This window comes from Allocatelliglobosispora scoriae, assembly GCF_014204945.1.
GTDB classification, from domain to species: Bacteria; Actinomycetota; Actinomycetes; order Mycobacteriales; family Micromonosporaceae; genus Allocatelliglobosispora; species Allocatelliglobosispora scoriae.
On the sequence record NZ_JACHMN010000003.1, the window covers coordinates 1,328,663 to 1,354,275 of the forward strand.

Sequence of the window (25,613 nt, forward strand, 5' to 3'; positions counted from 1 at the left end):
TCGATCACCCGTGCAGAGGAGACCACCCCGTGACCGTCCAGCCCATCCGCTACTTCGGGGACCCGGTGCTGCGGACCCCCGCAGATCCGGTGACGACCTTTGACAAGGAGCTGCGGCGGCTGGTGAGGGACCTGACCGAGACGATGCAGGAGGCGGGCGGTGCGGGACTCGCCGCGCCGCAGCTCGGCGTCGGCTTGCGGGTCTTCACCTTCGACATCGACGACGTCGTCGGCCACCTCGTCAATCCGGTGCTGGAGTTCCCGGACGACGAGGAGCAGGACGGCCAGGAGGGGTGCCTGTCGCTGCCGGGGCTGTATTACGACACCAAGCGCCGGCAGAACGTCATCGCCCGAGGCTTCCACGAGTCCGGCGACCCCGTGCAGATCGTCGGCGCCGGCCTGATGTCGCGCTGCATCCAGCACGAGACCGACCACCTCGACGGCGTGATCTTCATCGACCGCCTCGACAACACCGGCCGCAAGCAGGCCCTCAAGGACATCCGCCGCGCCGAGTGGTACGACCCGACCAACACCCGGGTCAAGGTCAGTCCGCACGTGACCGGCCCGCTGGGGCTGGGCCTGTGAGAATCATCTTCGCGGGTACGCCGGAGGTCGCCCTCCCGTCGCTGGAGGCCGTCGCCGCCTCGGGCCACGAGCTGCTCGCCGTCGTGACCAGGCCCGACGCGCCGGCCGGCCGGGGTCGGCACGCTGCCCGGTCACCGGTCGCCGCCTGGGCCGACGAGCACGGGATCGAGGTCCTGACCCCGGCGAAGCCCCGCGACGAGGACTTCCTGGTCCGGCTCACCGAGCTCGACGTCGACTGCGTACCCGTCGTCGCCTACGGCGCGCTGGTGCCGCCGGTGGCGCTGGAGATCCCCGTGCACGGCTGGGTGAACCTGCACTTCTCGCTGCTGCCCGCGTGGCGCGGCGCGGCACCCGTGCAGCACGCCGTCTGGCACGGCGACGAGGTGACCGGCGCCTCGGTCTTCCAGCTCGAGGCCGGTCTCGACACCGGTCCGGTCTTCGGCACCCTGACCGAGGTGATCCGCCCGACCGACACCTCCGGCGACCTGCTCGCGCGGCTCGCGGTCGACGGTGCCGGGCTCCTCGTCGACGTGCTCAACGCGATCGAGGACGGTTCGGTCCGCGCGGTGGCGCAGCCCGCCGACGGGGTCAGCCTCGCCCCGAAGATCACCGTGGAGGACGCGGCGGTCCGCTGGGGCGACCCGGCGTTCGCCGTGGACCGGCGGGTGCGCGCGATGACCCCGTTCCCGGGGGCGTGGAGCACGTTCCGGGGTGAGCGGATCAAGCTCGGCCCCGTCTCGATCGTCCCCGACGGTCCCCGGCTCGAACCGGGTGACCTGCTGGTGGAGAAGACTCGGGTGCTCGCCGGGACGGCGACGGACCCCGTCGCGCTCGGTGAGGTGAGGGCGGCCGGCAAGAAGCCGATGTCCGCCGTGGACTGGGCGCGCGGTGTGCGGCCGACGTCAGGTGAACGCATGACAGGGGAACATCCAGCATGAGCGAACGACAGGGCGGCTTCCGCTCCGGCACGGCCCGCGAGCGCGGTGGCCGATCTGATCGGGGCGGAGGCGATCGGCCGAGGGGTGGACGTCCGCCCTTCGACCCGGCCCGGTCGGCAGCCTACGAGGCCCTGCTCGCCACGCACCGCGACGACGCGTACGCCAACATCGTCCTGCCCGCGCTGCTGCGCGACCGCGGAGTGACCGGCCGGGACGCGGCCTTCGCGACCGAGCTCACCTATGGCACGCTGCGCCACCTCGGCACCCTCGACGCGATCATCTCCGCCGCCGCCGACCGCGATGTCAGCCGGATCGACCCGCCCGCGCGGGACTCGCTGCGACTCGGCGCCTACCAGGTGCTCTTCACCCGGGTTCCGCCGCACGCCGCCGTCGCCGCGACCGTGGACATGGTGCATGCGGTCGCGCCGCAGGCGGCGGGCTTCGCCAACGCGGTGATGCGCCGCATCACGGAGCAGGACACCGACACCTGGATCGCCGAGGTCTCGCCGAAGGCCGAGGACGACGCGATCGGCCACCTCTCCATCAGCCTGAGCCATCCACAGTGGATCGTTCGGGCGTTCTCGGAGGCCCTCGGCGGCGACATGGGCGAGACGGCCCGGCTGCTCGCCGAGGACAACGAGCGCCCGCCGGTGCACCTGTGCGCCCGGCCCGGCCTCGAGGACGCCGTCGACCTCGCCGAGCAGGTCGGCGGTCTGCCCGGCGCCTTCTCCCCCTACGCCGTCTACCTGTCCGGCGGCTCGCCCGGCGACATCGAGGCGATCCGCGACGGCCGCGCGCACGTGCAGGACGAGGGCTCGCAGCTCGTCGCCGCGGCTCTCGCCGCCGCCCCGCTGGACGGCTCCGACGAGCGGTGGCTCGACCTCTGCGCCGGTCCCGGCGGCAAGGCCGGCCTGCTCGGGGCCCTCGCCGCCCTGCGCGGCGCGTCCGTCACCGCCGTCGAGATCGCCGAGCACCGGGCCCGCCTCGTCGAGCTCGCGACCCGGCGGCTGCCCGTCACCACGATCGTCGCCGACGGGCGCGATGTCGGCGACAACCCGGCCCTGCCCGAGGGCGGCTTCGACCGGGTCCTCGTCGACGCGCCCTGCTCGGGTCTCGGCTCGCTGCGGCGCCGCCCCGAGTCGCGCTGGCGCCGCAAGCCCAGCGACCTGCCGCCGCTCACCAAGCTGCAGCGGGAGCTGCTCGGCGCCGCGTTCCGGGCGGTCCGCCCCGGTGGCGTCGTCGCCTATGTCACCTGCTCGCCGCATGTCGTCGAGACGCAGGTCAGCGTCGTGGAGGCAGCCCGGCGCAGCTCGATCCAGATGGACTTCGTCGACGCCCGTGAGCTGCTGCCGCCGGGTATGCCCGGCCTCGGTGCCGGGCCGACGGTGCAGCTGTGGCCGCACCGGCATGGCACCGACGCCATGTTTCTGGCCGTGTTGAGAAGGGGTAACGAATGAGCGTGATCATCGCTCCCAGCCTGCTCGCCGCCGACTTCGCGCACCTCGCCGACGCGGCGGCCGCGGTGCACGGCGCGGCCGACTGGCTGCACGTGGACGTCATGGACAACCACTTCGTCCCCAACCTGACGATCGGGCTGCCCGTCGTCACCAGCCTGCGGCGCGCGACGGACCTGCCGTTCGACGTGCACCTGATGATCGAGGCGCCCGAGCGCTGGGCTCCGGGTTATGCCGAGGCGGGCGCCTACAACGTCACCTTCCACGCGGAGGCAGCCGAGGACCCGGTGGAGCTGGCGAAGACGCTGCGCGGACTGGGTGCCAAGGCCGGGTTGGCGATCGACAAGGACACGCTGCTCGACCCGTACCTGGATCTGCTGCCGCACTTCGACACGCTGCTGATCATGACGATCAAGGCCGGGTTCGGTGGCCAGGCGTTCGTACCGGAGCTGCTGGACAAGGTCCGCGCTGCTCGGCGGCACATCGCTTCGGGGCATCTGGACATTCGGCTGGAGGTGGACGGGGGAGTGTCGATGGACACCATCGCGGCTGCCGCTGAGGCCGGGGCGGATGCCTTCGTGGCCGGGACCGCTGTCTACGGTGCCGCGGATCCGGCTGCTGCCTGTCGTGCGCTGCGTGCTCTTGCTGAGTCGATCTGAGGTCGTCTGTGCTTGCGGTGGGGGTGGGGGGCGGGATCGACCCGCTCTGGGCGGTCAGGCTTGATCCCGACGCGGGTCGATCCCGCCCCCCACCCTGACCGGGGTCACGCTGTCAGGGTTTGTTGCGGCTTGACGGCTGGACGGGACCGTCGGGTTGGCGGATCTTGGGCAGTTCCGTGGTCGCTTTCGTGACTTCTCCTCCGGGGTGTCGGTTGCTTCTTGGGTCTTTGCTGCTGGTGGGGGCTTGATTCCTGAGATCGGGAATGGTCTTCGTCTGGTGCGGGGTCGGTCGTAGACTGTCGAGTCCCGGGTCTGTCGCGCAGCGTGACGGACAACCGGCCACAACGGACAGTGGGGCGGACTTGACGGCAGAGGGGTACGGCCCAACGCCTTCCGGTGGTGAGGCGGAAGTCATCCTCGTGGTGGATGACGATGCCGATATTGTGCGGTTTGTTCGGGTCAATTTGAAGCTGCAGGGGTTCGGGGTCGTGACCGCGGTGGACGCGGTGGAGGCGCTGGCGGCGATCGAGGAGCGGCGGCCCGACCTGGCGCTGATCGATCTGTCGATGCCGGGGATGGACGGGATCGAGCTGACGCGGCTGCTGCGGGCCGATCCGATGACGAGCGCGCTGCCGATCATCATGCTGACCGCGCGGGCCACCGTCGCCGACAAGGTGCTGGGGCTGACGGCGGGGGCCGATGACTACCTGGTCAAGCCGTTCGACACGCTGGAGCTGATCGCTCGCGTGCGGTCGACGCTGCGGCGCAACCGGGAGTTCCGGGAGGTGTCGCCGCTGACCGGGCTGCCGGGCAACAACCGGATCCTGCGCGAGATCACCGATCGGGTGCACAGCGGCGCCGACTACGCGGTCTGCTACTTCGACATCGACCGGTTCAAGAGCGTCAACGACGCATACGGGTTCGCGCGCGGCGACGAGTTCATCGCGGCGCTGGCCCGGTCGCTGCACCGGGCGGTCGCCGAGGCGGGGCTGCCACCGGCGTTCCTCGGCCACGTCGGCGGCGACGACTTCGTGCTCGTGCTCGCGCCGCACCAGGTGCGCCCGACCACGACCCGCGCGGTCACCCTCTTCGAGGCCGCCGCCGACGAGCTCTACGACCCGGTCGACGCGCAGCGCGGCTACCTGGAGATGGTCGACCGCCGCAACCAGAGCTACCGGGTCAACCTCGTCACGCTCTCCATCGGCGTCGCGCTCTCCACCAGCCGTCCCTTCGCCGATCCTCGAGAGGTGATCGCGGCCGCCTCGGAGATGAAGACCGTGGCGAAACGCCAACCGGGGTCCTACGTCGCGGTCGACAAGCGCTCCGATGTCGGCAGCGACTCGGGCGCCTACCCGACAGTTCCAGCACAGCGGCTCGCCGCCGCCGTGGAGCCCGCGCCCGTGGAGCAGCAGACCGACGTGTGATCTGGTGCGCCCGCCGCCGCCCCGCCCGTGGCGCGCCGCGCCGCTGAGAGAGGATGGTCGCTATGACGGAGGCCACCTCAGCAGAGCTCGCGGCGATGGCGCGCGCGATCGAACTCGCGGCGCGCGGGCTCGGCACGACCAGCCCCAATCCGGTCGTCGGCTGCGTGATCCTCAACGCGGCCGGCGAGGTCGTCGGAGAGGGCTTCCACGCCTACGCGGGAGGTCCGCACGCGGAGATCGTCGCGCTGGCCCAGGCGGGTGAGCGGGCCAAGGGCGGCACCGCGGTCGTCACCCTCGAACCCTGCAACCACACCGGCCGCACCGGCCCCTGCGCGCAGGCGCTGATCAACGCCGGGGTGATCCGGGTGGTCCTCGCGGTGAGCGATCCCAATCCGGCCGCGACGGGCGGTGCCGACACGCTGCGGGCCGCGGGGGTCCAGGTCATCACGGGGGTACGCGAGGCCGAGGCCACCAAGGGCAACATCGCGTGGCTCTCCGCCGTGCGCCGGGGGCGGCCCTATCTGATCTGGAAGTTCGCCTCCACCATCGACGGGCGTTCGGCGGCCGCCGACGGCACCAGCATGTGGATCACCTCCGAGGCGTCCCGGATGGACGTGCACGCGCTGCGCGGCACGGTCGACGCGATCATCGTGGGCGTGGGCACCGTGCTCGCCGACGACTCCCGCCTGACGGCTCGCAATCTGCGCGACGGCAGCCTCGCCATCCGGCAGCCGATGCGGGTCGTCGTCGACTCGGACGGGCGTACCCCCCTGGGGGCGAAGGTGCGCGACGGCGCGGCACCGACGTGGATCGCGACCGCGGCCGAGGTCGGCGTGGACGCGACCGGCAAGGTCGACCTGGTCGTGCTGATGACCGAGCTCTACGCGCGCGGCGTGCGATCCGCCCTGCTGGAGGGCGGTCCGACGCTCGCGGGCGCCTTCCTGTCGGCCGGGCTCGTCGACAAGATCGTCGGGTACATCGCCCCCAAACTGTTGGGCGCCGGTCCCGCCGCGCTTCTCGGCGCAGGTGTGAAGACAATCACTGACGCGATCGAACTTGATGTCACAGATGTTGACAAGGTTGGTCCCGATCTGCGAATCACCGCCGTGCCCAAGAGGGAGAATTGATCGTGTTTACCGGCATCATCGAGGAGCTCGGTGAGATCACGGAGCTGTCCTGGAAGGGCGAGGGCGCGGTCCTCGCGGTCCGCGGCCCGATCGTCGCCTCCGACGCCCGCCACGGCGACTCGATCGCCGTCAACGGGGTCTGCCTCACGGTGGTGACGACCGACGGCGAGTCCTTCACCGTCGACGTGATGAAGGAGTCCTTCGACCGCAGCAGCCTCGCCCAGCTCACCCCCGGCAGCCGGGTCAACCTGGAGCGCGCCGCCAAGGTCGGCGACCGGCTCGGCGGGCACATCGTGCAGGGCCACGTCGACGGCGTCGCCACGATCACCGCGCGCGAGCCGGGAGATCTGTGGGAGATCGTCCGGTTCACCCTCCCGCCCGACCTCGCTCGCTACGCGGTCGAGAAGGGCTCGATCACCGTCGACGGCATTTCGCTGACGATCACCGAAATCTCCGCGGACCACTTCTCCGTGAGCCTGATCCCGACCACACTGGAAGTCACGACGCTCGGCCGCAAAGCCGTCGGCGACCTCGTCAACATCGAGGTCGACGTGGTCGCGAAATATGTCGAACGCCTGGTCACGCCGCACACGGATCGACTTGCAGGGGGAGCCCGATGACATCCATGTCGACGATCGAGACCGCGATCGCGGACATCAAGGCCGGTCGGGCCGTCGTCGTCGTCGACGACGAGGACCGCGAGAACGAGGGCGACCTGATCTTCGCCGCCGAGCTCGCGACCCCGGAGCTGATGGCGTTCACCGTGCGCTACACCTCCGGCTTCATCTGCGCCCCGGTCACCGAGGAGGACGCCAACCGGCTGGAGCTGCCGCCGATGTGGCACACCAACCAGGACCGGCGCGGCACCGCCTACACGGTGACCGTGGACGCCCGGGAGGGCATCACCACCGGCATCTCCGCCGCCGAGCGGGCGCACACGATCCGGCTGCTCGCCGACCCCGCGACCAAGCCCAGCGACCTGTCGCGCCCCGGCCACGTCGTGCCGCTGCGGGCCAAGACCGGTGGCGTGCTGCGCCGCCCCGGGCACACCGAGGCCGCGATCGACCTCGCCGTGCTCGCCGGGCTGCGCCCCGCCGGTGTGCTCTGCGAGCTCGTCAACGACGACGGCACGATGATGCGCCTGCCGCAGCTCACGGCCTTCGCCGAGGAGCACGGGCTCGCCCTGATCTCCATCGCCGACCTGATCGAATACCGCCGCCGCACCGAGCGCATCGTCCAGCGCGTCGTCGCGGCGCGGCTCCCCACCGCCTTCGGCGTCTTCACCGCCGTCGGCTACCGGGCCACCCACGACGGCACGGAGAATATCGCCCTCGTGCTCGGCGCCGGTCCCGACGGCACCTTCGCCGACGGCGAGGACGTGCTGGTCCGGGTGCACTCCGAGTGCCTCACCGGCGATGTCTTCTCCTCGCTGCGCTGCGATTGCGGTCCGCAGCTGGAGGCGGCCCTGGAGCGCGTCGCCCAGGAGGGCAAGGGTGTTGTCCTCTACATGCGAGGACACGAGGGACGCGGCATCGGGCTGCTCCACAAGCTGCAGGCCTACCAGCTCCAGGACGGCGGGCGCGACACCGTCGACGCCAACCTCGACCTGGGCCTGCCCGCCGACGCCCGCGACTACGGCACCGGCGCGCAGATCCTGCACGACCTGGGCGTCCGCACGATGCGCCTGCTCACCAACAACCCGGCCAAGCGCGCGGGGCTGGAGGGCTACGGCCTGTCCGTCGTCGGCCGCGAAGCCCTGCCGATCCGGGAGCACCCGGAGAACCGCCGCTACCTGGAGACGAAGCGGGACCGGATGGGGCACCTGCTCGAGCTCGACGACCACACGGAAGGGGTGGCCTGATGGCCGGCCAAGGTGCACCTCAGCTGGAGCCCGTCGACGCGACCGGGCTCACCCTCGGCATCGTCGCGACCCGCTGGCACGCCGAGCTCGTCGAGCAGATGCTCGACCGGGCCCAGGCCGCCGCGAAGGCGTGCGGGGTCGAGCGGGTCACGGTCCTGCGGGTCGCGGGCTCCGTCGAGCTGCCCGTCGTGGCACAGGCCCTGGCCAGGGCGAATGACGCGGTCGTCGCGCTCGGCGTGGTGATCCGGGGCGAGACGGCCCACTTCGAATATGTGAGCCAGTCCGTCACCGACGGCCTGACCCGGATCGCGCTGGACCTGTCGACCCCGGTCGCGCACGGCGTGCTCACCGTCGACACGGTCGCCCAGGCGGTGGCCCGGGTCGGTCTGCCCGACTCGCCGGAGGACAAGGGCTGGGAGGCGGTCATCGCCGCCCTCGACGCCGCCCTCGCCATCCGCTCCGTCTGACCCGCGATCGCCGCAACCACGATCGCCGCAACTCTTCAAGAGTTGGTGCTTTGAGTCTTCTCAGCACCAACTCTTGAAGAGTTGCGACGCGTCGGGTGGTGTCGAGGGTGGCGCGGTTGGCGTACACATGAGGTGTCCTTTTGACCTGGAGGAGACGTCTGTGCGCGCCTACCCGCTCCGGTTTGCCGCTGCTGCCGCCCTTGCCCTGGGCCTGGCCGCCTGCACCCCGCCTGATCCGCTGCCCACCCCCGGCCAGCCGACCAGGGTGCCGTCCGCGGCGCCCTCGGTGGTCGAACCGCCCGAGCCCTCCTCGGGCACGGTCGCGCCCGGCAAGGCCTCGCTCGCGATCTACTACGTGGGCAACGACAAGACCAGGCTCGTGCTCTATCGCGAGTTCCACACGCTCGCCATCGACGAGGACTCGCCCGCGCCCCGGGCGAAGGCCGCCGTCGCGGAGATGCTGCGGCTGCGCAGCGCGGCGGACCGCGACTACTCGACGCCGTGGCCCACGAGCGCCCGGGTCGGCGACGTGACCGTCGACGGCGACACCGTCACCGTCGACCTCACCGGTGCGGCGACCGGCAGCGCCGGGGCCGAGGCCGCCGCGCAAGCCGTCCAGCAGCTCGTCTGGACCGTGACCGCGGCGACCGGCAAGCCCAACGTCGCGATCACGCTCGACGGGAAGCCCGCCGCCGAGCTCTGGGGCCACGTCGACATCTCGAAGCCGCAGCAGCGGGGCCGCGCCGCCGACGTGCTCGCGGCGGTCTGGCTGATCGACCCGCAGCAGGGCGCCAAGGTCGGCCGGACCTTCACCGTGCACCTCGCCGGGATCCTCTTCGAGGCGCAGGCACACCTGCGGATCACCAAGGGCGGCGAGGTCATCGCCGACCAGCCCGTGCTGCTCGGCGCGGGCGCACCCGCGCAGGGCTCGGCGAAGCTGACGATCACGCTGGAGCCGGGGACCTACGTCGTCGAGGCGTTCGAGATCTCGGCGCGGGACGGCAGCGTCCAGCACGTCGACAACCACACGATCACCGTCGGCTGACGGGAGGGGGTGCCGCCGGGGTGGCGGCACCCCCTCCGATCAGGCCGTGAGCAGTCGCTGCACCTCGGCGAACTGGTCGGCGGGGAGCGGGCCGAACGCCAGCGCTCCCGCGTTCTCCTCCACCTGCGCCACCGTGCGGAAACCCGGGATCGGCACCGTCACCTCGCTGCGGGTCCAGAGCCAGCCGAGCGCGCCCTGCACCAGGCTCCGCCCGTCGGCGGTGAGGGCACCGCGGATCGCGTCGACCCGGGCCAGCCATTCCGGTGCCCCGGCCCCGTTCCGGAAGTAGGCGAGCCAGTCGTAGCCCTGGCTGCGGACGTCGGCAGCGCCGACACTGCGGCCGTCGTGGTATTTGCCCGAGAGCAGCCCCATCGCGAGCGGACCGCGGTTGATGCTCGCCAGCCGCTGCTCCTCGCAGACCGCGATCACCGCCGCCGCGTCGTTCAGCACCGACATGTCGTGCTGGATCGCCGTGCACGCGGCACCCGCGGCGGCGAAGGCGGCGGCGCTGGCGGGGTCGTCGGTGCTCCACCCGTACGCCCGGATCACCCCCGCCTCGACCAGCTCCTCCAGCGTGCCGATCATGTCGAGCGCCTGCGGGACCGGCAGCCCGTTGAGGTGGAGCTGGTAAAGGTCGATGTAATCGGTGCCGAGCCGGCGCAGCGAGCCGTGCAGGCAGCTGCGGATATAGGCGAGGCTGCTGTCCTCGCCGGTCGCCTCGCGGGTCTTCTCGTCGAAGGTGTAGCCCCACTTCGTCGCGATCACGATGTCGTCGCGGGACCCGGCGACCGCCTGGCCGAGGAGGCGCTCGCTGTGCCCGGCGCCGTAGTTGGACGCGGTGTCGAAGAAGGTGATGCCGAGCTCCCGGGCCCGCTGGATCGCCCGGATCGACTCGGCGTCGTCGGTGGGCCCCCAGCCGTACTGGTCGGTGCCGCCCTGCAGCGGGCCGCCGATCGCCCAGCACCCCATGCCGAGCGCGCTGACCTCGATGCCGCTGCGGCCAAGAAGACGTGTCATGGCTCCCATGCTCCCCGCCGGACGCACGCGCGATCCAGCGGGGTGGCCCGTGATCGGCGCACCTCTTCACGAGTTGCGCCGATCACGACGGTGGCTCAGGCGGCCAGGAAGATCTCCCGGGCCAGGACGCCGATGTCGGCCTGGTCGGTGAAGAGCCCGTCGATCCCCGCCTTCAGGAACGTCACCTGCTCGTCGATCGCCCGACCGTAGTCGTTGGGCCCCGTGCCGACCCGGTAGTCGGCGGGCAGGAACTGGTTCTCCGCCCGGAACGTGTAGGGGTGCAGCACCAGCCCGGCCGCGTGCGCGTCGGCGACGAGCGGCGACGGCGTGCCCAGCGTCCCGTCCGGCAGCCGGGGGATGATCAGTCCCTTGTCCGGTCCGACACCGTTGACGACGCGGGCGAGGTCGGCGAGCCCGGCCGGCGACAGGTACTCCGCGTAGGTGCGGGTGTCGCCGAACGGCTTGCCCGCCGCCGATGCCAGGAAGACGAGCGGCACCCGCACCCGGTGCACACTGCGCAGGTCACGCAGGTTGACGGCCTCGAAGGACTGCACGAAGACCGGCGCGTCCCGGCGGTCGAGCCCGTGCCGCCGCAGCGACGCCACCAGCGGGGCCTCCAGCGGCAGGCCGACGCCCCGGAAATAGCTCGGGTGCTTCGTCTCGGGATAGACGCCGATCTCCCGGTGCAGCTCCTTGCTGAGGCGCTCGCGCAGGCGCAGCACCTCCTCGAAGGTCGGGATCTCGAAGAGGCCGTTGAAGAGGGTGTTGCGCTGGCGCACGGCGGGCAGCCGCTCCACGGCACGCAGCCGCTTCAGCTCGGCGAGCGTGAAGTCCTCGGTGAACCAGCCGGTCACGGTCACGCCGTCGATCACCTTGGTGACCCGGCGGTCGGCGAACTCGGCCCGGGAGGCCACGTCGGTCGTACCGGAGATCTCGTTCTCGTGCCGCGCGACCAGCACGTGGTCGGCGGTGGAGACGAGGTCGGGCTCGATGAAGTCGGCGCCCATCCGCGCCGCCAGCTCGTAGGAGGCGAGCGTGTGCTCCGGCCGGTAGCCGGAGGCACCGCGGTGGCCGATGACGAGCGGCTTGCGGTGGGGCTTGCGGCCGCCATCGGCCAGGGCGGGCTCTGCGGCGAGCATGACCGGAACGGTACCGGCCGTCAGCAGGCCCAGGCGCAGCAATGCGCGACGATCCGTCACGGCAACTCCTCGGGGGTCGGCCGGCGACCATCGCCGGCGGCTTCGAGCAGTTCAACCCACCCATGGGTACGCCACCCAAAGCCCCCGTATCCACCGGACGAACATCTCCTTTGGTGCGATGATGCTCTCTGGCACATCAATCGAATCGAGGGAGCATCCGATGGCTTCGCGGCTCAACCCGTATATCAGCTTCTCCGACAACGCCCGCCAGGCGATGGAGTTCTACCAGGGTGTCCTCGGCGGCACCCTCGTGGTGAACACGTTCGGGGATTTCGGATCGCCGGACCCGGCCGTGGCCGACAAGATCATGCACGCGATGCTGGAGACCGATGCCGGCTTCGCGCTGATGGCGTCGGACACCCCGCCCGGGATGGACTACAACCCCGGCACCAACATCACCGTGAGCCTCAGCGGCGACGACGCGGACGACCTGCGCGGCTACTGGGAGAAGCTCGCCGAGGGCGGCACGGTCTCGGTACCGCTGGAGAAGCAGGTGTGGGGCGACGAGTTCGGCCAGCTCACGGACAAGTTCGGCATTCCCTGGATGGTCAACATCACCGCCTCCTGAGGTATCCCAAGATCTGCGATCTTTCGCATTGTCGAGCACGATAGGCGCGGAGTGTCCCCAGATTCGCTGGAGATCACGCCATCTTGGGGGAAAACGGTGTGATCAAGGCCCTTGATCACACCGTTTTCCCCCAAGATGGCGTGATCACGAAGTGGGGGTCGGGGGGAATGCGCGCCCAGGCTCAATGATCGCGTCTGGTTCGGGGAAGCAGACGCGATCACCCACCAAGATCACGTCTGCTTCCCCGAACCAGACGCGATCACCGCCGAGGATGATCACCGATGGGTGAGAAAATGGAGTACGTGGCCGGCTACTCGGGGACTGCGCTCGCGGTGAAGCTCGGCGTCAAGCCGGGGCTCGCCGTGCTGGTCGACGGAGCGCCGGCCGGGTTCGCGCTGGGCGAGCCGCCCGGCACCGACATCGCCGCCACCGGCACCGGCCCGTTCGACATCGTGCTGTGTTTCTGCCCCGATCGTGCGCGGCTTGAGCAACGCTGGCCGGTGCTGCACCGGCTCACCACTCCCGCCGGGGCCCTCTGGATCGCCTGGCCGAAGCGGTCCAGCGGTGTCCCGACCGACCTCAACGAGACCATCGTTCGAGACTTCGCCCTGCTCAACGGCCGTGTCGATGTCAAGGTCTGCGCCATCGACGAGACCTGGTCCGGCCTGAAACATGTGATCAGGGTCGCTGACCGTTGAGGTCCACGTGCTGGACGCGCTGCCGGGGCCTTGAGGATCGTCCGGCACAATGTGGGACGTGAAGACCTTCGAGGAGCTCTTTGACGAGCTGAAGGCCAAGGCGGCTACCGGCGATCCCACCTCTGGGACCGTCGCCGCGCTCACGCGGGGTGTGCACTCGGTGGGCAAGAAGGTGGTCGAGGAGGCCGCCGAGTCGTGGATGGCGGCCGAGCATGAGGGGCCGGAGCGTGCGGCGGAGGAGATCTCCCAGCTGCTCTACCAGGCCCAGGTGCTCATGCTCGCCTGCGGACTTGAGCTGAAGGACGTCTACCGACATCTGTAGAGATCTCGCCCATATTGGTTTGATCTTGAAAGAGAGTCGCTTCATGCTGCGCGTCGCCATTCCCAACAAGGGCACCCTCTCGGGGCCCGCCGCACAGATGCTGCGCGAGGCCGGCTATCGCCAGCGCTCCGCAGACAAGGACCTGACCTGCCTCGATGTCGCCAATGATGTCGAGTTCTTCTATCTCCGCCCGCGCGACATCGCGACCTACGTCGGGTCGGGCGACCTCGATCTGGGCGTCACCGGCCAGGACCTGCTCGTCGACGGCGGCTCCACCGTGGAGGAGCTGCTCGAGCTCGGCTTCGGCGGTGCCACGTTCCACTTCGCCGGGCCGGTCGCCATGGCCGGGCTCGCCGGGGCCGATCTGACCGCCTACCTGTCCGGCCGCCGCATCGCCACCGCCTATCCCGGGGTGGTGGAGCGTCATCTCGCCGACCGCGAGATCAAGGCCGAGATCGTCAAGCTCGACGGTGCGGTGGAGAACGCGGTGCGCCTCGGCGTCGCCGACCTCATCGCCGACGTCGTCGAGACCGGTGCCACCCTGCGCCAGGCCGGGCTCGTCACGCTCGGCGAGCCGATCATGCGCTCGTCGGCGGTGCTGGTCAGCCGCGACACCGGCGAGGCACCGAGTGGTGCGGTCGCGCAGCTGCTGCGGCGGCTGCAGGGTGTGCTGGTGGCCCGGCGCTACGTCATGCTCGCCTATGACTGCCGGGCCGACCGGCTCGACGAGGCGGTCTCGCTGACGCCGGGGATCGAGTCGCCGACCGTCTCGCCCCTGCACCGCGAGGGCTGGGTCGCGGTGCAGGCGATGGTGCTCCGCACGGAGATCCACCGGATCATGGACGAGCTCTACGAGATCGGTGCGCGGGCCATCCTCGTCACCGACATCCACGCCTGCCGCATCTGAATCGACGCCTCCTCGCGGTTCACGCCGGTGCGTGGGCCGCGAGGAAGTCGGCGAACGCCGTGCGCGCCACCTCGTTGGTGCCGGGATTGATCAGCCGGACCCCGTGCCCGTTGTCGTTGACCAGGACCAGCTTGCGGTCCGGGCTCTGGGTGGTGGCGTCGCTGAGCAGTTGCGCAGCCTCGGCGAAGCGGGCGTCGCCGGTGCCGCAGAGGTAGAGCACCGGCACGGTCAGCTTCGGCGCCGTGTTCAGCGCGCTCTCCAGCATCCCGCTCATCCCGAAGGGCGCCGACAGGCTGATCACCGCGGCGACCGGCGTCGTCACCTGGGTGGCTGCGACGAGCACCGCCGTACCCCCCATGGACGCGCCGACCAGCACGATCCCGGTGGCGCCGTCGGCGCGCAGGAAGTCGGCCGCCTCCACCGCGTCGGTCTCGAAGGGCCGCCCGGTCAGCCCCGACGACCCGTTGCCGTTGAAGTCGAAGGCGAGCACCCGGTAGCCCTTCGCGACGAGCTCCGTCGCCACCGCCGCGTAGTAGCAGAGGTCCGCCGACGCCTCGTGCGCCAGCACGACCCCGGTCCGGCCGGTGCCGAGCACGATGCCGCGCAGCTCGTGTCCGAACGCGACGGTCCGGCCCGCCGCCTGCACCGCCGGGCAGCCGGCCCCCGGCACGGGCACGGTCGACGACGGGCTCGGCTGGGCGGTGGGCTGGGCTCCGCACCCCACCAGGGCAAACCCCAAGATCATTCCTATCGTGGTACGCCGAAGCATGCTCACGCCTCTCGTGTCAGTTCATGTACGAGAAGAACGCAAGAAACCACCGAAGCGTTGTAAGAAAATCAGGACGGATTCGTGGACCGCATCAGCAGCAGCAATCGAAGCTCGGTGAACTCCATCGTGGACGCGATGGTGAACTCCTCGCGCAGCACGGCTGCCTTCCCCGACGGCAGCCCGGCGAAGGGGTCCCCGCCGATCGTGGTCGTGACGAACCACAGCCGCCGGATCTCGTCCGGCAGACAGGTGCGGGGTGCCGGGCACTCCGCGACCGCGTAATCGCCGCGCTCGGCAGCCGAGACCTCGGCGAACGGGTCGGGCAGCCACCTCGCCGTGGCGGGCAGGTGATAGGTGGTGCCGAGCCGTTCCCGCCAGGACGCGTCGGCATAGGCGAGCCCGTCCCCGGGCAGTGCCCGTTCGCCGATCACGACGGCGGCACCCCGGAAGTCCGGTGCCCAGCTCGGATCCCGCCGTACGCCCACCTGATCGACCACCCCCGGCAGCCCCACCACCAGCACGACCAGCACGACCAGCACCAGGCCCCCCGCCCGCCACCCCGTCACGTTTTGCAGCAAAGCGTGGCTTCGCGCAGCGAAATGGCCACGCTTTGCTGCAAAACGTGGCAGGGGCTTGGCGGCGGCCGAGGACTCGGCGGTCGGCAAGGGGCCGGCTGCGTCGGCGTGCTGAGGGCTGGGGAGCGGCGAGGTGCCGACGGGCAGCGAGGTGTGGAGGAGGAGGGAGGCGACGCCGGAGGCGGCGAGCAGGGCCCAGGCGGGCAGGGTGAAGAGCAGGTAGCGGGGCACGACGAGGTCGGCGAGCGGCGAGACGGCGAGCAGCAGCAGCGGGGGAGCGGCGGCCCAGATCAGCAGCGGGAAGAGGGTGTCTCGGTGCTCCCGCCAACCCCTGGCCGTGCCGAGCGCGGCGAGCAGGATCAGCCCGATCGCGACGGGGATCGAGGCGGTGAGGTCGGACAGGAGCATCAGCGCGGACAGCCAGGTCGTGTCGATCCAGGAGACCTGTTCGCGCTGGTCGAAGCTGTCCAGGGTGAGCGCGACACCCGGCACGAGCGCGATCGCGGTGGTGGCGAGCCAGGCGGCCGGGGCACGGCCGCCGCGGCGCCGCTGCCAGACCCAGGCGGCGTGGGCGAGCAGCAGCAGGGCGGCGACGAGGTGCAGCGACACGGTCACCGCGAGCGCGAACCCGTAGTCCGCCCAGCGCAGGGCCGTCGGCCGGTCGAGCACGCGCAGCAGGAGCAGCGTGGACAGGGCCGCCGCGGCGAGGACCAGGGCATAGGGGCGGGCTTCCTGGGCGTACCGGCTGATGGCTGGAATCACCGCGAAGAGCAGGCCGCCCGCGACGCCGCCGGTGACGCCCAGCAGGCGCCGCCCGAGCGCGGTGACGAGCGCGGCGGCGAGGACCATCGCGAGCAGGGACGGCAGGCGCAGCGCGACGGGTGACGTGCCGGTGATCGTGACCCAGCCGTGCATCAGGGCGTAGTAGGGCGCGAGCGTCAGGTCGTGCTGCGAGATGAGGCGGGTGAGGTCGGTGCCGGGCAGCGCCGTCGCCCACCAGGTGGCGAGCTCGTCCTGCCAGAGCTGGCGGGAGCTCAGACCGATGGCGCCGAGGACCGCGGTCAGGGCGGCCGGCGCGGCGAGCGCCAGGCGGTTCGCGCTCATCGATCTCTGCGACATCGTGACACGGTAGCGCTCCCACGGCGATGCCGTCGAGAGTGGAGCGCCCCGGTGACCTGGAGCGGTCACCGGGGCGCGCGGCCGAGCAGGATGGAGCTGTCAGAGCAGGTAGGAGTGGTTGCGCAGCTCCCGGTCGAGCGCCTCCAGCGGCTCGGCCTCCGCGCCCGGCGCCGCCTCCAGGGCGGCGATCAGGTCGGCCAGGCGCTGCTTGTCGGCGTCGACGACGAACGGCATGATCTTCTCGCGCGCCTTCCTGATCGACTCGCGGGCGGCGGGGGAGAGCGCCGGCCCGGTCGGGGCGCCCAGGCCGGACGCGCCGGTCGGCGAGTCCATCAGGCCGTCGACCCGGCGCCGCATCGCGGGCAGCTGCGAGCGGTCCTCGCCGGCGCCGAAGGCGAGCTCCTCGTCCATCATGATCTTGCCGCTGCGCTTGTCCTGCAGGCGGACGTGGAGGATGCCGTCGAGGTCGTACTCGTAGGTGATGTCGAACGCGGCGTCCTGCTTGAGCCGCTGTTCCGGCAGGTCGATCGACCAGTTCTTGATCACCACGTTGTCCTCGTGCTCGATGGGCTTCGTCGGGTCGCCCTCGATCACGTCGATGCTGATCTTCTCCTGGAAGTCCATCGCCGGCACGTAGCTGTCCGTCGCGCTCGCCGGGTACTTCGTGTTGCGCCGGATGAGCACGGCGAACTCGCCCGCCTTGGGCGACGTGTCGTTGTGCACGATCGTGCCGAGCGCGTGCTCCGTCCCGACGTGGAAGTCGAGATCGGTGATCGTGCCCTGGAGGATGCCCGCCGCGATCGCGGCGCCCTCGGCGATCGCGGTCATCGGGTCCACATCGGTGCTGAGGTCCGTGCCGACGATGTCGGTGATGAACTTCTGGATCACCGGCATCTTCGAGCTTCCGCCGACCATCACCAGGTGGTCGATGCGGCCCGGGCTCTCGCGCAGGCAGACGTCGAGCGGTTCCCTGGTCCGCTGGATCAGCGGCCGGATCGCCTCCTCGAACTGCGCCCGCGTCACGTCGACGAAACCCTGCTTCGATCCCGGCAGCGCCACCGGTACGGAGGTGAGCGTCGACAGCTTGATCTTCGCCAGCTCCAGCTCCAGCCGGAACAGGTTCAGGTCGTCCGTGCCCCAGTCGGCCGAGCCCGGGATCCGGGACAGGACCGAGCTGAGGAAGGCCGCGTCGACATCGAGGCCGCCGAGGCGCTGGATGCCCTTCGACGACTGCTCGATGAAGGTCCCCTCGAAGGACTGCAGGACGGTGACATCGAGCGTGCCGCCGCCCCAGTCGAAGACGAGGATGCGCTGGTTCTGCCCGATCGCCCGGGCGTGCGCCATCGCGGCGGCGGTGGGCTCGTTGATCAGCGCCATCACCTGGATGCCCGCGAGCCCCGCCGAGAGCTTGGTGCGGTAGCGGGCGAGGCCGCGGCTGTTGGCCGGGATCGTCACCACGGCGCGGTCGAGACGGGAGGTCAGGCCCATCGCGGCGGCACGCTGCTGGATGTGGCGGAAGAAGATGGCCGCGGCCTCCTCGACCTTCAGCTCGTTGCCGCCGATGGTGACCGTGTCGTCGGTGGCGAACAGCCGCTTGACCGCCTCCAGCCGGTTGCTGCTGGACCGCTTCGCCAGCCAGCCGAAGGTCGGGGTCGAGCCGTTGAAGCCGATCACCGAGGGCAGCACCCGGTCGAAGCCGGCCTCCGCCCACGCGGCCGGCGGCTCGTCCAGCGGGATCGCCTCGACCGAGGTCGCCGTGGTGCGGGCCAGGACGCTGTTGGTGGTGCCGAAGTCGATGCCGAACGCGTCGCTCACCGGTCCGCCTCCTCGTCCGTCGCGTGTGCCGCCACGGCTGAGCCGTTCACGGCCCGGTCGGCCGCCTTAGGCCGCTCCCCGGACGGGTCCGGCTCGTCCTCGGTGCGCTCGTCGGCGAGGTCCTCGGCCGCGTCGTCGGCGTCCGGCTCGGCGCGGTCCGCCGCGGCCTTCGCCTTCGCGGTCGGTGCCGGCCGCTCCGGCGCGGCGTGAGCCGGTGCCAGGCGCCGGGCGCGCCCGAGCCGGATCACCCGGCCGGTGAGGGAGTCGATGTACGCCGGTTCGATGATCTCGAACGCGCCGCCGCCATCGCTGACCAGGTCGAACAGGGTGCCGCGCTGGGGATGCCGGGGATCGGTGATGCGGGTGACCCCGGCCTGCTCGAACCACGAGTCGGTCAGCTTCTGCAGCTGCTCGACATCGGCCCCGTGTGCCAGCGCGGAGTCCAGCTGGACCAGTTGGGAGACGTGGGTGAGCCGTTCGGAGACCGCGTTGACCACCTGCTTGCGCAGGCCCTCGTAGGCATCGGCCGCGGCGACGGTCGACGGCTCCCGCACCATCAGGATCGTCTCCATCTTGTCGGCACGACGATCGAGCACGTCCAGCAGTTTCAGCACCTTGGCGAGCTGCGACCGCAGCTCGGCGCCTCTGGAAAACACGTCGGTTGTCCTCCCTAGTTCTTCGCGATGTGTGTCGATGAAAGGTGTGTACTACACCGGGGGCGGTGACAGCTGGCTCGCCCGGTGCACGACGAGGAAGCGCAGGTAGTCGTGTGCCGCGTCGGCACGCAGCGCGTCGAGGGCGCCCTGCGTGTCGCCGGGCCGGGGCGGCAGGAACTCGGGCAGCGGCGACAGTGCGCCCGCGCCGGTGATGGTGAAGGCCGACGGGTCGGCGGGGATCCGGTAGATGCCCATCTCCGCCTCGGGCAGCCGGATCCCCTCGTCCACCTGGTTCAGCGCCCAGGTGAGGTCGGTCATCTGCGCGCGTCCCTCGGCACCGAGCCGGCGGAGGACCCGGGCCTTGCGGGCGAAGGCGATGTTGGCCTCCTCGCGGGAGGACCCGAACGGGATGCCGAGGATGACATACGGATTGCGCTGGGCCACGATTGTCCTCACAGGAGAGAGCGCAGTCGGGCGGACTCGGCGGCCCACCTGTCGACACTGGACACGATCAGGTCGCGCTGTTCGGTGCTGGCCTCGCTGAGCGGCAGACCGGCCATGGCGTTCAGGTAGCCCCGGCAGCGGGCCACGTAGGTGTCGAACACGTCGAGGATCCGCTTCTCCTGCATGACGATCGCGTAGCGGTTCTGGACATCCCACCGCTCCCGCTGGATGAGCTGCTCCCAGGTCTCGCCGAAGAGGTCCCACGCCCGCTCGGTGGTGACGACGAAGGCGATCGCCGCGACGACGGCGCAGCGGCCCAGCTCCAGGGCGACCGCCTCGCGGAGCCCGTCGGGCAGCTCGCCCCGGCGCTCCCGGAATTTCCGCAGCGGTGCGAAGACCAGCCGCTGCTCGGCCTCGGTCGCCAGCTCGCCCTCGTCGTCGCTGATCCGGACGGCGACGTGGGTTCCCGCCTGCATCAGCAGGATCAGCTCGTCCTCGAGCGGCAGCACGCCGCCGGCGGTGAAGGCCTCGATGACGCCGACCAGCCCGGCCGCCTCGCCGAAGGGCACGTGCACCGCGTCCATCAGCATCTCGGTGAGCCAGGTCCGCTCACGGTCCACCCAGGACGGTCGGGGATTCATCCGGCAGAGGCCGACCAGCATCGTCGCCACGTCGATGAAGGTCTCCTGGTGCGAGTCCGACGTGGCGCGCGAGCGGAGGATGAAGTAGCGGATCGCGGCGGCCTGCCCGGCGTTCGCGGCGGCCGGTGCGGCGCCCGCGAGCCACTGCCGATCGTGAATGGCGCTGATGGTGAGGATGCTGTTGTGGAAGTCGTCGTCGGCCTGCGGGGTGGCGAGGGCCTCCCGCACGATCTCGGCGAGCGCGTCGGGGTAGTCCTGTGCCTCGGAGTCCTCGAGCCACACGGTGATCGCCCGGGAGACCGCCCCCTGGCGTACGCGGGGGTCGGTCGACAGCCGCATCGCCTGCGCCAGGTAGGGAAAGGCCGGGCGGCAGCTCTGCTCGCCCGCGACCAGGGCGGCGTTGACGACGAGCCCGGCGGTGAACCGTCCGGTGAGCGCCTCGTTGAGGACGCGCAGCGCCTCGCTCGGCCGTCCCAGCTGCCACTGCGCGAACGCCACCATGTTCAGCGCCTCGTCCTGCAGCGTCTCCAGGTTCGACGTCGCGGCGAGCTGGCGGCCGGTCGTGATCACGTCGGACCAGCGGGCCTCGAAGACCCTGCGCTGCATCGTGCACAGGTCGAGCCAGGCACCGAACTCCGGGTGGCCCCGGCGGACCTCGTCGCTGATCGTGACCTCGCCCCGGTAGGCGAGCTCGCGGATCAGCGGCCAGCAGGACGCGTCCGCGGCCACCTCGGCGGGCGCCTGCCGGCTCGCCTCGCTGCCGCCCTGCCGGATCACCTCGACCATCGCCAGGACGTGCCGGGCGGGGGCGCGCAGCCCGTCGCCGAGCGTGCCCGAGAGCCGGTATTCGCGCAGCGCCCGGTAGTGCGCCACCGCCGGGTCATCGGCGGGCAGGGCGGCGAGCCGCTCGTCGTCGGAGGTGTAGAAGTAGCGGCGGGCGAGCTCCGCGACGAAACCCACCTCCTGCAGTTCGGCCAGGTCGGCGGTGCCGGGATGCAGGCGGCTGCGCAAATACGCCGTCACCGGCGCCAGCCACGGCGCGGGGCCCTGGGCGATCCGCGTCAGCGCCTTGCGGGCGATGAGCTCGTCGAGCAGCGGGATCGGCAGCGTGGCGATGGCGTCGGGAGTCCCGTCCAGGGAGCTGCCCGCCATCCCCGCCACGTACGCGTCGAGCGTGCGGAGCGCCGCCGTCTGGGTCGGCGACGGGATCGGCAGCCGCTCGCCGTTCCTGATGGCGGCTGGCAGCGCCACCAGCGATCCCGTGGGCAGCGGCGAGCCGAGGTCGGTGAGCCGCTGGGCATAGGAGTTGGCGAGGTCGATGACGGTCGCCACCGGTGCCGGGGCGAACGCGGCGTGCATCGCCTGCGCGTCCGGGTCGAGGTCGACGAGGGGCTCCGCGACCCGCCGGGCCGAGGCGGTGTGCGCCGGGCTCGCCAGCAGCTTCGCCGCGTGGCGCTGCAGCAGCGGGATGCGGGCGGCGTAGCCGGTGGGGGGCAGCTTCTCCAGGAAGGTGAGCATCGTGGCGAGGTCGTCCTTGGACGAGGCGGACCACGCCCTGTACCACGCCGCCTCGGATGCCGTGAGCTGCAGGTGATCGAGCCAGCCGGCGGAGCCGAGCATCAACGAGTCGAGGGCCGCGGCGCGGCGGGCGCCGAGGCTCGCCACCGCGAACGTCGCGGCCGCCGCCTCGACCGGCTCGACCGGCCACTTGCCCTTGACGGTGTCGGCCTTGCGGGCGCTGCTCGCGATCCACAGCCGACCGGCCGCGCCGATGACCGCGGGACCGGGGACCGGCGCGGCGGTGTAGGCGTCGAACTGCGCGACCGGGATCGGGGTGATGGTGTCGGGCTTGACCAGCACCGAGACCGTCCCGCCCGCGTCGCCGATGGCGATGGCGTACTTGGTGAGCAGCCGGCCGCCGATGTTGACGACGCGGCCGATCCGCGGGCTGCCCGGGTCGGGGCGGGTGAGCGGGGTTGCGCATCGGCTGCAGGGATCACCGGCATTCGCATTGCCGCAGGCACGACACCACTCGCTCGACATTCAGTGCCCCTTCACTGTCAGTGCTCGGTTAGCTACCCGCTAGCCAACCTCATGGTGGTTCTGTCGGACAGCATCCGGATGGATGAACGTCTACGTCTGAGAGGATGGTGGTATCGGATGGTGCGTGACGATTGGCATCCGATCAAGCGGTACGCGACTCGTACACCGCATGGAATTCTGGCTCTATCGGACACTATGTACGGACGAAGGACCGGGTGACAGCCCAGAATGACGACGGAAGACGATCGCCCATCGGACACGGGCCTCGCCGACCCACCGGTTGCGGCGCCCGGCCGTCCGACCGCTGTCCGCCTCGGGGTCTGGTCGGACGGCCGCCCCACGGTCGGACTGGTGACCCCGTCGGCGCTCTACGTGGCGCTGCCGGGGATCGGGCTCGGCCAGACCGGTCGCGAGGCCTGGCACCGCATCGCCTCCCCGCAGGCGGCGGGCTCGCGGGACCTGGCCCTGGCCATCGGGCCGTCGCGGGGCACCATCGCCTGGTCGGACACGGGCGGGGTCCGCGCCGTGGGAATGACCCGCACGCCGGGCGGAGCCGCCGGTCTCGCCCTCGACGAGCCCCGGACGATCGTCCCCGCGGTCGGCACTGACCAGCCGCGGTACCCGCTCGTCGCGCTCGACGCCGACGGCGTCACCCTCGATCTCGTGTGGACCAGCGATCGGCGGACCCTGCGGCGGGGCGTGATCCGCCAGTGGCAGCCCGAGGTGACGGTGTCCGACCTCGCCGGGCTGTGCGAGCGCGGCGAGCGCCTGCGCAGCCTGGACGTGGCGCTCGCGACCGACCGGTCGGCGTGGCTGATGGTGCTGACCGATCGCGGGCGGGTCCTGCTGTCACATTGGAACCTCATGATCGACGATCTCTCGGCCTGGGTGGTCGTGGAGTCGCCGGTCGATCTCGCCGCCGCCGCGATCGTTCAGCTCGCCGCCGGACCGACCATCATCGCCGGTACGCCGGCCGGCCACCTGATCTCGGTCGACGCGCCGTCGGCCCACGCGGGTAGGGGTGAGTGGCGCAGCGTGGACCGACCGGTCGAGGTGCCGACCGCACCCGTCCGATCCCTCGCCGCTGCATCGGCCGGCGACGTCGCCTGGCTGGCCGTGGTGGAGGAGCACGCGACCTGGCTGGCCCGGCTCGACCGGATGGACGAGATCGCGACGGTGGGCCAGAGGCGGGAGCTGTGGCTGGGAGCCTGAGCCGCCGTCTCGCCGTTGAGGCACAATGGCGGGCGTGACGCAGACAGCAGCAGAGGTCGTCGAGGCACGCCCCCATCGCGTACGCGTCGTGGCCTGGATCGCCGCCGCCGCGATCCTGGCGGTCTTCACCGCCGTCGGCACCGCCCTGACCGGGTCGACCGGCGAGGACGGCGCGGCGGTCTTCCGCCCGGGCGACCAGGCGGCGATGGTGGGGCTCGGCATCTGCGGCGCCCTCGTCGCGCTCGCCTTCACCCGGCCCCGGGTGCGGGCCGACAGCCACGGGATCACCGTGCGAAACGTGTTCAGCGACACCCTGTTCCCCTGGTCGGTGGTGCGGGAGATCCGCTTCGACCGGGGTCACCCGTGGGCCAGCCTGGAGCTGGTCAACGACGACACCGTCTCGCTCCTCGCGGTGCAGGCGGCGGACAAGATGCACGCGGTCGTCGCGATCCAGGGGCTGCGGGCGCTGCACGCGGCGGCACAACCTGTGCCGGTCGAGGGCTGAGCGCACGTCCCGATTCGCGGCAGCTGATGACCAGCTGGTAAAGTAGCGGCGTCGACCGACCGCCCGCTCGCAGGAGCCGGGTGGTCAGACTAAGCGGAGCGCCTGCTCCCACCCATCCGCCCGCGGGCGGCGTGGGTCCGGTCGCCCACTTCACGGCTTCGCGGCCATGCTGTGGGACGTGCGCCGTGTGCGTAGCGTTTGACCGGTCGAGCGGGCCCAGGCTGCCACCCTAGCGGTGCAGATCCTGGGCCTTCTGCTTTCCGGGTCCCACGCCCACGGTCGACACGGACACTATCGAGGAGGCCACATCAGCGTCGAACCACGCATCAACGAGCAGATCCGGGCACGTGAGGTCCGACTGGTCGGTCCTGAGGGTGAGCAGGTGGGCATCGTCCCGCTGGAGCGCGCCCTGCAGTTGGCCGCAGATGTCGATCTGGATCTGGTCGAGGTTGCGCCGATGGCACGCCCGCCAGTCTGCAAGCTCATGGACTTCGGCAAGTTCAAGTACGAGAGCGCGCTCAAGGCCAGGGAAGCTCGGCGTAACCAGCAGCAGACGGTCATCAAGGAAATGAAGCTCCGGCCGAAGATCGATCCGCACGACTATGCGACCAAGAAGGGTCACGTGGTGCGGTTCCTGAAGCAGGGCGACAAGGTCAAGGTGACCATCATGTTCCGCGGTCGCGAGCAGAGCCGTCCGGAGCTGGGTTACCGGCTGCTGACCAGGCTCAGCGACGAGGTCGCGGAGCTGGGCGTGGTGGAGTCCGCGCCGAAGCAGGACGGCCGCAACATGATCATGGTGCTTGCTCCCACTCGCAAGCCCGTGCTCAAGCCCACCAAGGGTGATGAGGACGGCTACGAGGGCGGCGACGTCGATGAGACCGTGGCTGATGTGACCGACGAGGTCGTGCCCGAGGCGTAAGCCGCACGGCACGATTACCAATTCAGGGGAGAAACTTCGTAATGCCGAAGATGAAGAGCCACACCGGCATGGGCAAGCGGGTCAAGCAGACCGGCAGCGGCAAGTGGATCTCCGAGCAGGCTGGCAAGCGCCACCTGCTGGAGGGGAAGACTTCCCGCCGCACCCGCCGCCTGACGGGCACGGTCGAGGTCGCCAAGACCGAGATCAAGCGCATCAAGAAGCTGCTCGGCCGCTGACGCGGCAGCCACCCAATAGAGGAGACCGAACGAGATGGCACGCGTCAAGCGGGCAGTAAACGCCCAGAAGAAGCGCCGCACCGTCCTGGAGAGCGCAGCCGGTTACCGCGGCCAGCGCTCGCGCCTGTACCGCAAGGCCAAGGAGCAGATGCTGCACTCGATGCAGTATGCCTACCGGGACCGTCGTGACCGCAAGGGCGACTTCCGGCAGCTCTGGATCCAGCGCATCAACGCGGCTGCCCGCGCCAACGGCATGACCTACAACCGGCTCATCCAGGGTCTGAAGCTGGCCGAGATCGAGGTGGACCGCAAGATCCTCGCCGAGCTCGCGGTCAACGAGCCCACGGCGTTCGCCGCGCTGGTCGAGGCCGCCAAGGCCGCCGTCGCCACGCACCAGGCCGCCTGAGCA

27 protein-coding genes are annotated in these 25,613 nt (G+C 71.0%); 19 read left to right on the forward strand and 8 right to left on the reverse strand.

All coding sequences use genetic code 11. From position 1 onward, the window contains the following. The first annotated feature begins 29 nt into the window (after positions 1-29). The 10 genes from def to F4553_RS32545 all read left to right on the forward strand — a co-directional run bounded on the left by def (position 30) and on the right by F4553_RS32545 (position 9,559). Positions 30-584, forward strand: coding sequence for a peptide deformylase (gene def / locus F4553_RS32500; RefSeq protein ID WP_184843898.1), 555 nt, complete (start codon positions 30-32; stop codon positions 582-584). Further along, on the forward strand, positions 581-1,522 hold the full coding sequence (gene fmt, locus F4553_RS32505; RefSeq protein ID WP_184843901.1) for a methionyl-tRNA formyltransferase: 942 nt from the start codon (positions 581-583) through the stop codon (positions 1,520-1,522). Before def ends, fmt begins: the two co-directional genes overlap by 4 nt. Continuing rightward, positions 1,519-2,979 carry an RsmB/NOP family class I SAM-dependent RNA methyltransferase gene (locus F4553_RS32510; RefSeq protein WP_184843904.1) on the forward strand — a complete coding sequence of 487 codons (1,461 nt, stop codon included), beginning with the start codon at positions 1,519-1,521 and terminating at the stop codon, positions 2,977-2,979. Before fmt ends, F4553_RS32510 begins: the two co-directional genes overlap by 4 nt. After that, positions 2,976-3,635: a ribulose-phosphate 3-epimerase gene (gene rpe / locus F4553_RS32515; RefSeq protein ID WP_184843907.1), complete on the forward strand. Its 660-nt coding sequence runs from the start codon at positions 2,976-2,978 to the stop codon at positions 3,633-3,635. The genes F4553_RS32510 and rpe overlap by 4 nt, the downstream gene beginning before the upstream one ends. A 362-nt stretch (positions 3,636-3,997) precedes the next feature. Next, on the forward strand, positions 3,998-5,059 hold the full coding sequence (locus F4553_RS32520) for a response regulator (protein WP_246467541.1): 1,062 nt from the start codon (positions 3,998-4,000) through the stop codon (positions 5,057-5,059). Positions 5,060-5,121: 62 nt separating this feature from the next. Then, positions 5,122-6,186, forward strand: a complete 1,065-nt coding sequence (gene ribD, locus F4553_RS32525; RefSeq protein WP_184843913.1) for a bifunctional diaminohydroxyphosphoribosylaminopyrimidine deaminase/5-amino-6-(5-phosphoribosylamino)uracil reductase RibD — start codon at positions 5,122-5,124, stop codon at positions 6,184-6,186. Between the two features lie 2 nt (positions 6,187-6,188). After that, positions 6,189-6,806, forward strand: a complete 618-nt coding sequence (locus F4553_RS32530) for a riboflavin synthase (protein WP_184843917.1) — start codon at positions 6,189-6,191, stop codon at positions 6,804-6,806. Next, the gene (locus F4553_RS32535; RefSeq protein ID WP_184843920.1) at positions 6,803-8,047 is read left to right on the forward strand and encodes a bifunctional 3,4-dihydroxy-2-butanone-4-phosphate synthase/GTP cyclohydrolase II; all 1,245 of its coding nucleotides are present in this window, start codon (positions 6,803-6,805) and stop codon (positions 8,045-8,047) included. The genes F4553_RS32530 and F4553_RS32535 overlap by 4 nt, the downstream gene beginning before the upstream one ends. Further along, positions 8,047-8,514, forward strand: a complete 468-nt coding sequence (gene ribH / locus F4553_RS32540) for a 6,7-dimethyl-8-ribityllumazine synthase (RefSeq protein WP_184843922.1) — start codon at positions 8,047-8,049, stop codon at positions 8,512-8,514. Before F4553_RS32535 ends, ribH begins: the two co-directional genes overlap by 1 nt. 160 nt (positions 8,515-8,674) lie before the next feature. Next, the gene (locus F4553_RS32545) at positions 8,675-9,559 is read left to right on the forward strand and encodes a GerMN domain-containing protein (RefSeq protein ID WP_184843924.1); all 885 of its coding nucleotides are present in this window, start codon (positions 8,675-8,677) and stop codon (positions 9,557-9,559) included. A 39-nt stretch (positions 9,560-9,598) separates the two neighbouring features. On the opposite strand, the gene F4553_RS32550 is transcribed toward F4553_RS32545, so the two are convergent. Beyond that, entirely contained in the window at positions 9,599-10,585 is a 987-nt protein-coding gene (locus F4553_RS32550) for an aldo/keto reductase (RefSeq protein WP_184843927.1), read from the reverse strand. Between the two features lie 86 nt (positions 10,586-10,671). Further along, the gene (locus F4553_RS32555; RefSeq protein WP_312875474.1) at positions 10,672-11,775 is read right to left on the reverse strand and encodes a glycerophosphodiester phosphodiesterase; all 1,104 of its coding nucleotides are present in this window, start codon (positions 11,773-11,775) and stop codon (positions 10,672-10,674) included. Between the two features lie 160 nt (positions 11,776-11,935). Here F4553_RS32555 and F4553_RS32560 point away from each other — a divergent pair, with 160 nt between their 5' ends. The 4 genes from F4553_RS32560 to hisG all read left to right on the forward strand — a co-directional run bounded on the left by F4553_RS32560 (position 11,936) and on the right by hisG (position 14,270). After that, positions 11,936-12,343 carry a VOC family protein gene (locus F4553_RS32560; protein ID WP_184843930.1) on the forward strand — a complete coding sequence of 136 codons (408 nt, stop codon included), beginning with the start codon at positions 11,936-11,938 and terminating at the stop codon, positions 12,341-12,343. Positions 12,344-12,624: 281 nt separating this feature from the next. Further along, on the forward strand, positions 12,625-13,041 hold the full coding sequence (locus tag F4553_RS32565; RefSeq protein WP_221470570.1) for a DUF3052 domain-containing protein: 417 nt from the start codon (positions 12,625-12,627) through the stop codon (positions 13,039-13,041). A gap of 58 nt (positions 13,042-13,099) precedes the next feature. Beyond that, positions 13,100-13,363, forward strand: a complete 264-nt coding sequence (locus F4553_RS32570) for a phosphoribosyl-ATP diphosphatase (protein ID WP_184843932.1) — start codon at positions 13,100-13,102, stop codon at positions 13,361-13,363. A gap of 43 nt (positions 13,364-13,406) precedes the next feature. Further along, positions 13,407-14,270 carry an ATP phosphoribosyltransferase gene (gene hisG / locus F4553_RS32575; RefSeq protein ID WP_184843935.1) on the forward strand — a complete coding sequence of 288 codons (864 nt, stop codon included), beginning with the start codon at positions 13,407-13,409 and terminating at the stop codon, positions 14,268-14,270. A gap of 19 nt (positions 14,271-14,289) precedes the next feature. Here hisG and F4553_RS32580 read toward each other — a convergent pair whose 3' ends face one another. From F4553_RS32580 to F4553_RS32605, 6 genes are all read right to left on the reverse strand, one after another. Further along, positions 14,290-15,015 carry an alpha/beta hydrolase family protein gene (locus tag F4553_RS32580; protein WP_184843938.1) on the reverse strand — a complete coding sequence of 242 codons (726 nt, stop codon included), beginning with the start codon at positions 15,013-15,015 and terminating at the stop codon, positions 14,290-14,292. Positions 15,016-15,107: 92 nt separating this feature from the next. Further along, the gene (locus F4553_RS32585) at positions 15,108-16,733 is read right to left on the reverse strand and encodes a glycosyltransferase family 39 protein (RefSeq protein WP_184843941.1); all 1,626 of its coding nucleotides are present in this window, start codon (positions 16,731-16,733) and stop codon (positions 15,108-15,110) included. A 99-nt stretch (positions 16,734-16,832) separates the two neighbouring features. Beyond that, entirely contained in the window at positions 16,833-18,548 is a 1,716-nt protein-coding gene (locus F4553_RS32590) for an Hsp70 family protein (RefSeq protein WP_184843943.1), read from the reverse strand. Then, positions 18,545-19,204, reverse strand: a complete 660-nt coding sequence (locus tag F4553_RS32595; protein ID WP_184843946.1) for a hypothetical protein — start codon at positions 19,202-19,204, stop codon at positions 18,545-18,547. The genes F4553_RS32590 and F4553_RS32595 overlap by 4 nt, the downstream gene beginning before the upstream one ends. A 51-nt stretch (positions 19,205-19,255) precedes the next feature. Further along, positions 19,256-19,660, reverse strand: coding sequence for a hypothetical protein (locus F4553_RS32600; RefSeq protein ID WP_184843949.1), 405 nt, complete (start codon positions 19,658-19,660; stop codon positions 19,256-19,258). After that, positions 19,657-22,332, reverse strand: coding sequence for a hypothetical protein (locus tag F4553_RS32605; RefSeq protein ID WP_184843952.1), 2,676 nt, complete (start codon positions 22,330-22,332; stop codon positions 19,657-19,659). Before F4553_RS32605 ends, F4553_RS32600 begins: the two co-directional genes overlap by 4 nt. Before the next feature lie 228 nt (positions 22,333-22,560). Between F4553_RS32605 and F4553_RS32610 the strand changes: the two genes are divergently transcribed. The 5 genes from F4553_RS32610 to rplT all read left to right on the forward strand — a co-directional run bounded on the left by F4553_RS32610 (position 22,561) and on the right by rplT (position 25,610). After that, positions 22,561-23,544, forward strand: a complete 984-nt coding sequence (locus tag F4553_RS32610; RefSeq protein WP_184843954.1) for a hypothetical protein — start codon at positions 22,561-22,563, stop codon at positions 23,542-23,544. Positions 23,545-23,578: 34 nt separating this feature from the next. Then, positions 23,579-24,049 (forward strand): PH domain-containing protein, encoded by a 471-nt coding sequence (locus tag F4553_RS32615; RefSeq protein WP_312875475.1) that lies wholly within the window; start codon positions 23,579-23,581, stop codon positions 24,047-24,049. 325 nt (positions 24,050-24,374) lie between these two features. Continuing rightward, positions 24,375-24,968 (forward strand): translation initiation factor IF-3, encoded by a 594-nt coding sequence (gene infC, locus F4553_RS32620; RefSeq protein ID WP_184847196.1) that lies wholly within the window; start codon positions 24,375-24,377, stop codon positions 24,966-24,968. A 41-nt stretch (positions 24,969-25,009) separates the two neighbouring features. Next, a complete protein-coding gene (rpmI, locus tag F4553_RS32625; RefSeq protein WP_184843959.1) occupies positions 25,010-25,204 on the forward strand; it encodes a 50S ribosomal protein L35 in 195 nt (64 codons plus the stop codon). A 34-nt stretch (positions 25,205-25,238) separates the two neighbouring features. Beyond that, positions 25,239-25,610 (forward strand): 50S ribosomal protein L20, encoded by a 372-nt coding sequence (rplT, locus tag F4553_RS32630; RefSeq protein ID WP_184843962.1) that lies wholly within the window; start codon positions 25,239-25,241, stop codon positions 25,608-25,610. The last annotated feature ends 3 nt before the right edge of the window (positions 25,611-25,613 follow it).

Bases quoted from the DNA above. Each gene is read 5' to 3' on its own strand.
- F4553_RS32510 (WP_184843904.1), top strand. From the start codon at position 1,519: ATGAGCGAACGACAGGGCGGCTTCCGCTCCGGCACGGCCCGCGAGCGC.
- rpe (WP_184843907.1), top strand. From the start codon at position 2,976: ATGAGCGTGATCATCGCTCCCAGCCTGCTCGCCGCCGACTTCGCGCAC.
- ribD (WP_184843913.1), top strand. From the start codon at position 5,122: ATGACGGAGGCCACCTCAGCAGAGCTCGCGGCGATGGCGCGCGCGATC.
- F4553_RS32535 (WP_184843920.1), top strand. From the start codon at position 6,803: ATGACATCCATGTCGACGATCGAGACCGCGATCGCGGACATCAAGGCC.
- ribH (WP_184843922.1), top strand. From the start codon at position 8,047: ATGGCCGGCCAAGGTGCACCTCAGCTGGAGCCCGTCGACGCGACCGGG.
- F4553_RS32550 (WP_184843927.1), bottom strand. From the start codon at position 10,585: ATGGGAGCCATGACACGTCTTCTTGGCCGCAGCGGCATCGAGGTCAGC.
- F4553_RS32560 (WP_184843930.1), top strand. From the start codon at position 11,936: ATGGCTTCGCGGCTCAACCCGTATATCAGCTTCTCCGACAACGCCCGC.
- F4553_RS32565 (WP_221470570.1), top strand. From the start codon at position 12,625: ATGGGTGAGAAAATGGAGTACGTGGCCGGCTACTCGGGGACTGCGCTC.
- hisG (WP_184843935.1), top strand. From the start codon at position 13,407: ATGCTGCGCGTCGCCATTCCCAACAAGGGCACCCTCTCGGGGCCCGCC.
- F4553_RS32580 (WP_184843938.1), bottom strand. From the start codon at position 15,015: ATGATCTTGGGGTTTGCCCTGGTGGGGTGCGGAGCCCAGCCCACCGCC.
- F4553_RS32585 (WP_184843941.1), bottom strand. From the start codon at position 16,733: ATGTCGCAGAGATCGATGAGCGCGAACCGCCTGGCGCTCGCCGCGCCG.
- F4553_RS32605 (WP_184843952.1), bottom strand. From the start codon at position 22,332: ATGTCGAGCGAGTGGTGTCGTGCCTGCGGCAATGCGAATGCCGGTGAT.
- F4553_RS32610 (WP_184843954.1), top strand. From the start codon at position 22,561: ATGACGACGGAAGACGATCGCCCATCGGACACGGGCCTCGCCGACCCA.
- rpmI (WP_184843959.1), top strand. From the start codon at position 25,010: ATGCCGAAGATGAAGAGCCACACCGGCATGGGCAAGCGGGTCAAGCAG.
- rplT (WP_184843962.1), top strand. From the start codon at position 25,239: ATGGCACGCGTCAAGCGGGCAGTAAACGCCCAGAAGAAGCGCCGCACC.